The organism is Saccharothrix sp. CCNWYY140, from assembly GCF_037401995.1.
In the GTDB taxonomy this organism is placed as follows: Bacteria; Actinomycetota; Actinomycetes; order Mycobacteriales; family Pseudonocardiaceae; genus Actinosynnema.
The window spans coordinates 66,151-73,936 of sequence record NZ_JBBEGC010000029.1; the positions used below are offsets into that span (position 1 = coordinate 66,151).

Consider the following 7,786-nt stretch of genomic DNA (forward strand, 5'->3'; position numbering starts at 1 on the left):
CGCCGCACCGGCCGCCAGCGCGCCGACCGCTGGCACCGCGACCGCCGCGCCGACTGCTGCCAAGCCGGCCGAGCCCGCCGAAGCTCCGGCTACCGAGGGCTGAGGTCGGAGCGCCAGGTCACGCCGACCACGTCGTCGGCCTTGGGCACCGGCAGGTAGACGGCGAAGGTCGCGGGTCGGGCGGTGGACAGTTCGAGCCGGCCGCCGTCCGCGTCGACCAGCGCCCGCGCCAGCGCCAGGCCCACGCCGGTCGACCCGCCGCCGGACACGCCGCGTTCGAAGATGTGCCCGGCCAGTTCGTCGGGCACGCCGGCCCCGCTGTCGGCGACCTCGACGACCACGGTCCCCTCGTCCCGGCGTGCCGACACCACGACCTGGCCCTCGCCGTGCCGCAGGGCGTTGTCCAGCAGCACCCCGATGGCCTCGCGCAACCGCGCCGGCGTCGCCCGGGCCAGCAACCCCTCCGGCACCCGAACCCGCAGCGCACGACCTCCGCCCCGCAACGGTTCCCGCCACTCCTCGGCGATCGCGGTCAGCTCGGTCCGCAGGTCCAGTGGCTCCGCGCCCACGGCCCGTGCCGCGCGTGCCGCCGCCAGCAGTTCGTTGAGCACCTCCGCCAACCGCTCCGCCTGCTCCAACGCGGCCCGCGCCTCCGCCGCCGTGTCGGCGTCCGGGTGATCCGCCAAGGCCTCCAAACGCAGCTGCAACGCCGTCAGCCTGCTGCGCAGCTGGTGCGAGACGTCACCGACCAGCTCGCGCTCCCGCTGCACCAGCAGCGCCAACGCGCCGGCGGACCGGTCCAGCGCCTCGGCCACCAGGTCCAGCTCTTCGACGCCGTGCCGCCGGTCGTCCCGCCGGAAGTCGCCCGCGCCCAGCCGGGCCGCGCGCACCGCCACGTGCCGCAACGGGGCGGCCAGCTTGCGCGCGGTCACCGTCGCGACCACGGTCCCCGTGCCCACGGACAACACCACCAGCAGCACGACCAGCCCCGCCACCTGGTACTGGGACGTGTGCATCGGCCCCGACGGCACCTCCAGCCGCACGGTCCCCTGCTGCGCGATCGGCACCTCGACCGACAGCGGGTCGCGGCCGGGCGCCTTCCCGAGCTCTTGGCGCCCACCGGCCGACGTCACCACGAGGTGCCCGCCTTCCGGCACACCCACCTCGACCGGCGCGAGGTCGATCGGTTGGCCGGTCGCGATCTGGTCGTCGATGAGCGCGGCGATCCGCTGCGCCCGCACCGACAGGTCGCCGCGCGCCCCGTCCTCCACCAGCCGCAGGGCGGTGTACCCGAGGGGGATGCCGAGCGCGAACCCGGTGACGGCGACGGCGAGCAGGATGGCTCGCAGGATGCGGCGGCGCATCAGTCCGCGGTGTTGAACCGGAAACCGACACCGCGCACGGTGGCGATGCGGCGTTCGACGGACCGCACGTCCCCGAGCTTCCGGCGCAGCCACGACATGTGCATGTCGAGCGTCTTGCTGCTCTTGAGCTCGGGGTCGTTCCAGACCTCGGAGAGGATCTCGTCCCGGTGCACGACCTGTCCGGCCCGCTGGATGAGCACGCGCAGCAGCTCGAACTCCTTGTTGGCCAACTGGACCTCCTGCCCGTCCACGGTGACCCGGCGGGCGGCGAGGTCCATGCGCACCCCGTTGACCTCCAGGGTCCCGGGCGCGCGACGGCGGAGGAGGGCCCGGATGCGGGCCATCAGCTCGGCGAGCCGGAAGGGCTTGGCGACGTAGTCGTCCGCGCCGGCGTCCAGCCCGACCACGAAGTCCACCTCGTCGGACCGGGCGGTGAGCATGAGGACGGGCACCCCGCGCCCACCGGCCCGCAGCCGGCGGCACACCTCCAGGCCGTCCATGCCGGGCAACCCGAGGTCGAGCACCAGCAGGTCGACACCGCCGTGCGAGGTGGCCTCCAACGCGCCGGGCCCGTCCCCGACGACCTGCACCTGGTACCCCTCGCGCTGCAACGCCCGGGACAAGGGCTCCGCGATCGCCGGATCGTCCTCAGCCAACAAGACCACGCTCACGCCACCCAGCGTAGGCCCGACCGGTACCGCCCCCACCCACGCGCCGGCCTCGGGTCCGCGGCGGCCGGCGGGGCTGTCGGGGTTGCGATCAGGTCCGAGAGCCGGGCGTGGCACGATCGGCCGCGTGTCCACCGATCTCGCGCTCGCCCTGCGCCTGGCCGACGCGGCCGACGCGATCACCACCGCCCGGTTCCGCGCCCGTGACCTCGTGGTCGAGCGCAAGCCCGACCGGACGCCCGTGACCGACGCCGACGTGGCCGTCGAGGACGCCATCCGCGCCCTGCTCGCCGGGACCGGCGACGACGTGGCGGGCGAGGAGCGCGGTGGCGAGGTCGGCAGCGGGCGCACCTGGGTGGTCGACCCGATCGACGGCACCAAGAACTTCCTGCGCGGGGTCCCCGTGTGGGCGACGCTCATCGCCCTGGTCGTCGACGGGACGCCCCGGGTCGGCGTGGTCAGCGCGCCCGCGTTGGGCCGCCGGTGGTGGGCCGCCGAAGGGCTCGGGGCGCACACGAGGGACGCCACCGGCGAGCGGGAGATCGGCGTCTCGCAGGTCCGCGACCTGTCCGACGCCTACCTGTCCACCACGCACCTCGGCTCCTGGGTCGAGCACCACTCGCGGGAGGCGTACCTGCGGCTGGTGGACGCCTGCTGGGAGAACCGGGCGTTCGGCGACTTCTGGCAGCACTGCCTGGTCGCTGAGGGGGCCATCGACATCGCCGCCGAGGCGATCGTGAACCCGTGGGACGTGGCTCCGTTCCAGGTGCTGGTGCGCGAGGCGGGCGGGCGGTTCAGCGACCTCTCGGGCGTGGACCGGTTCGACGGCGGCAACGTGCTGTCCACCAACGGGCACCTGCACGACGCCGCGTTGGAACTGCTCCGCGGGTGAGCCGTCAGGAGTGGCCCAGGGCCTCTTCGTCGTCGGGCGAGTCGTAGGAGCGCTTCGCCCGGGGACGGTAGTCGGCCTCCGGGAACACCCACTTCTTGTAGCTGTACCAGCGGAACGCCATCGCGATCACCGTGCCCAGGATCTGGGCGCTGGCGAAGTCGGCGATCTCCTCCACGAGCCTGCTGACGTGCGGTTCCTGGAGGTGCAGCAGGTAGCGGGACACCCACAGCGGCACCGAGTTGATGCCGATCGCCAGCCCGTTGACCAGGAAGAACAGCGCGGCCTCGTGGTGGCGTTCGCGTCCGCCCCTGGTCCGGAACGACCACTCGCGGTTGAGCACGTACGACACGATCGTGGCGACGAGGGTGGCGACGATCTTCGCGGTCACCGGCTTCTCGGTGAGCACGGTGGTCTTCAGGGTCAGGAAGATCGCCGTGTCGATGATGAAGCACGTGCCGCCGACCAGGGCGAACTTCAGCAGCTCACGGTGCCGCAGCGCGATCTTGCGCAGCGGCTCGGGCAGGCGGCGGACGACGCTCTCGACTACGGACACTCCAGGCAGTGTACGGAGATCGGGTGAAAGCGCTGTTCACGCCGCTGCGTGGGGTGTGGCCGAAGCCACGGGGAGCGGGTGGGTCAGGCCACTTCGCGCTCGTCGTCGGGGACCACGCGCAGGGGCCGCACGTCGGGCCGCGCGCCGGCTTCCGGGAACACGACCTTGCGCATGGCCCAGAACTTGAACGCCGTCGCCGCCAGCATGCCGATCACCGAGCCGCTGGCGAAGTCGGCGATCTCGCTGTGCAGGTCGAACACGTGCCGTGACACGTACAGCGGCGCGAGGTTCACCGCGATGCCCAGGCCGCTGACGATGAAGAACAGGGCGGCCTCGTGGTGGCGCTCCCGGCCGCCCCGGGTGTGGAAGGACCACTCGCGGCTGAGCACGTAGGAGGAGATCACCGCCACCAGCACGGCGATCGCCTTGGCCGTGACCACCTTGTCCTGGAGGACGGTCAGCTTCAGGGCGTACCAGATGCCGTTGTCGATGAGGAAGGTCGTGCCGCCGACGACGGCGAATCTGATCAGCTCACGGTGCTTGTTGATCAGGAAGCGGACCGGTTCCGGAAGACGGCTGAAGGCCCTGCGCACGAGTGGCAGCACCGGGGCAGCCTACCCACGGCCGTCCCGAACCGATCACGAAGGGGTCCGGCAGAGATCCGGTAGCAGGTCGCGCAGCAGCCCCGGGGGCACCCACGGCTGGCACGGCGGGTCGGTGCGGCCCGGCGGCTCCTTGCGGGTCGGCGGCGGGGTCGTCGGGTCCGTGGTGCCCGGCGGTTGCGTGGTCGTCGGCGGTTCCGTCGTCGTGGGCGCCGTCGGGAGGGGCAGCAGGGGCAGCGACGGGGTCGTCGGCTCCGGGCTCGGCGTCGTGGGGTCGGTGGTGCGCGGCGGCACGGTGGGCTTCGGCGCGACGACCGGCGGTTCCGGGACGATCACCGGCGGCTCGGGCACGTAGCCCTCGCCCTCGCCGGGGTTCAGCCCGATCGGCACCACGACGGTCTCCGACGCGGTGCCCAGGGTGCCGGTGACGGTGACGTTCCCGCCCCGGTACGGCAGCCCGAACGCCCACACCGACAGGCGGAACGACTCGCCCCGCTTGAGCGGGTGCTCGCAGGTGACCCGGTGGTCGCTCTGCTCGCAGTCCGGGCGCATGGCCACCACGTGGACGTTCTCGTCCGACTCGACGACCAGCCGCAGCGTGCGCGCGCTGCCGCCGGTGTTGGTGGCGCGGATGTCGATGCGCGGGTCCCAGTACCCGTGGTGCCACTTGTGCACGGCCAGGTCGAGGTCGTCGTCGGCGGGCTGGACGGCCACGTCGACCCGGACGTCCACGGACATCGCCGTGCCCGCGCTGATCGTGCCGGTGATGACGGCCGAGCCGCCCTCGTAGTCGTGGTCGACCTTGAGCCGGAACACGAACGTCGCCGAGCCGCCGGGCGCGATGCCGCGTTCCGTGGCGCAGGTGATCTCACCGCGGCCCGCGGGGCAGCCCACGGTCTGGTCGGGTGCGCCGTCGAGCTGGACCAGCCGCTGCCCGGCGAAGGAGTTGCCGGGGCCGACCGCCTGCACGCCCGGCGGCAGCAGGAGCGCGGCGGTGGCCGGGTCGGACGTGGTCTCGCCGGTGTTGCGGACGGTGATCGGCAGCGCGACCGGCGGCTCGTCGGGCCGCAGGGTGAACCCGCTGGGCACGGTCGGCACGAGCGTCGGCGGCGTCGGCTGGGGCTGCGGCTCGGGTTCCGGCTCGGGCTGGGGTTCCGGCTGCGGCTGCGGTGACGGGGGCGCGGGCTCCGGGGTGGGCTGCTCGGTCGTCGGCGCCGGCGTCGGCTCGGGGGAGGGCTGTTCCGAGGACGGCGGTGGCGGCAACTGCGCCGGCGGCGGTGGCGACTGGGTCGGCTGGCTGGAGGCGGGCGGCGGCACGACCTGAGCGGCCGGCACCTGCTGCTCGCCGCCCGAGGACAGGCCGATCACCACGGCGACCGCGAGCGCCGCGACCGACGCGGCCGTGCCGAGCATCTGCCGGGGCGCGGCCGACGCCGCCGTCGCGGCCCCGCCGGCACCCGCGCCCACCGCGACCACGGTCGCGGCCTTGGCGGTGGTCGCCGTCGCCGCCAGGTAGCCCGCCGCGCCGACGCCCAGCACCAGTGGCGCCACGAACGCGCGCAGCGCCCCGTTGACGTCGGCCAGCTCGGCGGCCAGCGAACGGCAGTCCGCGCACTCGTCCAGGTGCGCCTCGACCTGGGTGGTCTCCCGCTTGGACAGTCCGCCGCGGGTCCACGCGCCGAGCCGGTCGACGGTGGCGCGGCAGCGCTCGGCGCTCGTCTCCGCGAGGTGCACCTGGAGGTAGGCCTGGCGCAGGCCCTCGCGGGCGCGGTAGGCCAGCGCGGACACGCCGTTCGCGGTCAGCCCCAGGAGGGGCGCGACGTCGGCGGGCGACTGGCCCTCGATCTCGGTGTGCCACAACACGGTCTGCCACCGCTCGGGCAGCCGGGCGAACGCCTTGGCGGCCAGCGAGCGCTCCAACCCGGCGACGGCGGTGTCCCGGAAGGGCACGGCGGTCTGCTCGGGCGCGACCTCGGACACGTCCTCGGCCAGGTCGACCTTCTTGTCCCGCCGGGTCTTGTCGTAGGCGGTGTGCCGCAGCGCGGTGAGCAGGTAGGCGCGGAACGCCGAGTCCGGCCCGCGACCGGCGCGCAGCGTGTCGAGCACTTTGGCGAAGGCGTCGGAGACCAGGTCGTCGGCCTCGGCGGACGAGCGGGTGAGCTGGCGGGCCAGGTTGTAGGCCGCGCTCACGTGGCGCTCGTAGAGCTGCCCGTAGGCGTCGATCGCCCCGCCGCGCACGGAGTCGATCAGCTCCGCGTCGCTCGGTCCCTGGACTTCAGCAGGAACGGTCGCCACGTGTGTTTCCCTCCTCGCGCGCCCAGTGTGACCTACCGCATCGAGGACAGTCACGTCGAACCCCCCAACTGGGGACCCGGACTGCCGTCATGGATGAGGGGCGGCGACGTCCCGTATTCGAATCCCCAGGTCGAGGAGGCATCCGGGTGGGTGTGCGGGAAGCAGCCAAGGGCGGCGCGGATCGGCGTTCCGACGCGCGGCGTTCCGGCGAACAGGCGCGTGCCCTGAGATCCAGGTGGCGCACGGCGACGACGGCAGCGGGCTGGGCCTACCCGGCCGACTGGCCGCTGGCCGCGGTGGACGAGGTGTGCGAGGTCCTGTCGAGTTCGACCGACCCCAGCGCCGCGCTGTACCGCTTGGGCAGCGCGCGAGCGGAGGCGGGAGCCGGCCTGGCGGAGACCTTGCTGGACCTGGCCGCGCTGCACGCGGTCCTGTCCGAGCCACCGGGCTCCACCGGCATCGTGTCGCCGAACGTGGACGCCATCCCGGCCCGGATGCTGCGCGCCACGGCACTGGGCTGGGGCGACGTGATGTCGAGGCAGGCGGCGAACTGCGCGGCGGACAACCCCCTGACCGGCCTGGCGACCGGCGCGTACCTGCGCACCCGCCTGCGCGAGGTCTACGCGGAGAACCGAGCGTCCGGCCGCGACGACTACGTGCTGGCCCTGGTCCGCCTGGACCTGAGCCGGACGTCGGGCTGGTCGCGGGTGGTGGCGATGACCCTGCTGGCCGACGCACTGCGCGAGGTGTTCGACTCGGGGGAGACGATCGCCTCCATCGGCCCTTCGGTGGCGGCCGTGCTGCTCAAGCGCGACGAACGCCTGCACCGGGCCCTGCTCAACTTGCGCATCCTGACGGCGGACCGCCTGTCGGTGGACCCGCACGTGGCACCGACCGGCCCGGCAAAGGTCTGGCTGGAACCCCTACCCCCGACCTACGAGGCCGCCTCCGACCTGCTCATGACCTTGGGCCGCTGACCGCGGCTTCACCGAGCTCGACCAGACCCGGGCGCTGCCGGACCCCTGTCCAGCGCCCCTCTCTCCCCTCCCCCCATGCCAGGCCCGTGCCGCTCGCCCCCCCGGCGGCACGGGCCTGGCGCTTTTCACGGCGATCCCGACGTCCACCTCGACGCCGCCGCTCGACCGCCGCGTACTTCCCGCCGAAGGCGCGCTTTTCCGCCGAAGGCGTTACGCCCGAAGGGCGGGGAGCTCTTGCGTTCCGCCGAGCGGCAGCGACCACGGGAAGGGCCTCGGTTTCTTTCCCCGTCCGGCCTGGGCGAAGCCCAACCGCGCTTGGTCCGTTTTTGCAACCAGCTTTTCCGGTTGCGAAAACGGACCAAGTGTGGTTGCCTCCGGCAGGCCGGACGGGGAAAGAAATCGACGCCCTTCCCCCCGGGGGCCTGCCGCGCGGCG

7 protein-coding genes are annotated in these 7,786 nt (G+C 73.6%); 2 read left to right on the forward strand and 5 right to left on the reverse strand.

The genetic code is table 11. The features are described from left to right. Window positions 1-89: 89 nt before the first annotated feature. Together WBN91_RS16215 and WBN91_RS16220 are read right to left on the reverse strand one after the other, a co-directional pair. On the reverse strand, window positions 90-1,364 hold the full coding sequence (locus WBN91_RS16215) for an ATP-binding protein (RefSeq protein ID WP_337724539.1): 1,275 nt from the start codon (window positions 1,362-1,364) through the stop codon (window positions 90-92). Beyond that, window positions 1,364-2,029 carry a response regulator transcription factor gene (locus WBN91_RS16220; RefSeq protein WP_337724545.1) on the reverse strand — a complete coding sequence of 222 codons (666 nt, stop codon included), beginning with the start codon at window positions 2,027-2,029 and terminating at the stop codon, window positions 1,364-1,366. Before WBN91_RS16220 ends, WBN91_RS16215 begins: the two co-directional genes overlap by 1 nt. 130 nt (window positions 2,030-2,159) lie before the next feature. Here WBN91_RS16220 and hisN point away from each other — a divergent pair, with 130 nt between their 5' ends. Then, window positions 2,160-2,924, forward strand: a complete 765-nt coding sequence (gene hisN / locus WBN91_RS16225) for a histidinol-phosphatase (protein WP_443217736.1) — start codon at window positions 2,160-2,162, stop codon at window positions 2,922-2,924. A 4-nt stretch (window positions 2,925-2,928) separates the two neighbouring features. Here the strand turns inward: hisN and WBN91_RS16230 are convergent, their stop codons facing one another. From WBN91_RS16230 to WBN91_RS16240, 3 genes are all read right to left on the reverse strand, one after another. Next, a complete protein-coding gene (locus WBN91_RS16230; protein WP_337724540.1) occupies window positions 2,929-3,477 on the reverse strand; it encodes a GtrA family protein in 549 nt (182 codons plus the stop codon). 83 nt (window positions 3,478-3,560) lie between these two features. Continuing rightward, on the reverse strand, window positions 3,561-4,079 hold the full coding sequence (locus WBN91_RS16235) for a GtrA family protein (protein WP_337724547.1): 519 nt from the start codon (window positions 4,077-4,079) through the stop codon (window positions 3,561-3,563). Window positions 4,080-4,115: 36 nt separating this feature from the next. After that, entirely contained in the window at window positions 4,116-6,374 is a 2,259-nt protein-coding gene (locus tag WBN91_RS16240) for a sigma-70 family RNA polymerase sigma factor (RefSeq protein WP_337724541.1), read from the reverse strand. A 146-nt stretch (window positions 6,375-6,520) separates the two neighbouring features. Here WBN91_RS16240 and WBN91_RS16245 point away from each other — a divergent pair, with 146 nt between their 5' ends. Continuing rightward, complete coding sequence (locus WBN91_RS16245) at window positions 6,521-7,351, forward strand: GGDEF domain-containing protein (RefSeq protein WP_337724542.1); 831 nt, start codon at window positions 6,521-6,523, stop codon at window positions 7,349-7,351. The last annotated feature ends 435 nt before the right edge of the window (window positions 7,352-7,786 follow it).